Raw genomic sequence first — 717 nt, 5'->3', positions numbered from 1 at the left:
GCGCTCGCGCGCTTCACGCATCTGGAGATCAGCGACGCGCGCGGTGGTGAAAGCTTCTTGCGTGCTCCGCTGCGCCAAGGCGACATTGTTGTTGGCGATCGCGCCTACGCCCGCGCCCCGTCCCTTGAAAAGGTGGTGTCGGCGGGTGCCGACTTCATCGTGCGCACGGGCTGGACCAGTGTTCGGCTGACCACGCCCGACGGGCAACGGGTCGACTGGAACGCCATCTATGAGCCCATGCAGCCTGATGAGGTTTGCGAGATGAACGTGCTCGTGGAGCATTCACGGCGTCGCAAGGGTCAAGACGGGCCGCCCTTGCGGGCAAGGCTCATCGTCAAGCGCAAGGATGAGAAGGCCACGCAAAGGGCCCAGAAGGTGGCAAAGCGGGGCAATCAGCGCCGCTGCAGCAACAGGCTGCAGCCGATGACCCTCATTGCCGCGGGCTTCGTCATGCTGCTGACCTCGGTCTCGGCCGATGAATTGACGGCCGACGAGGTGCTGCGAACCTATCGGCTGCGCTGGCAGGTCGAACTCGCCTTCAAGCGGCTCAAGAGCGGAATGGGCATCCACAAGCTTCCCGCGCGAGACGAGCGGCTCGCCCGAAGCTGGCTGACGGCCCACCTGATCCTGGCGCTGATAATCGACGAGGCCGTCACAGACGTTCTCGACTCTCCCCCCTGTGAAGGCGAAACCACGCAGGGCGCAATCGCTGTCCCT

Annotated in this window: 1 protein-coding gene; it reads left to right on the top strand. The window is 64.6% G+C overall.

The window, feature by feature from the left end:
- A partial coding sequence (locus tag NKI73_RS33575; RefSeq protein ID WP_352636351.1) for a transposase occupies positions 1 to 717 on the top strand: 717 nt, incomplete at both ends.

Origin of the sequence: Mesorhizobium sp. M0496, assembly GCF_040321205.1 — a bacterium.
Taxonomy (GTDB): domain Bacteria; phylum Pseudomonadota; class Alphaproteobacteria; order Rhizobiales; family Rhizobiaceae; genus Mesorhizobium.
Note: the sequence above shows the minus strand (reverse complement) of the source record. Positions and strands in the feature narration are given on the sequence as shown.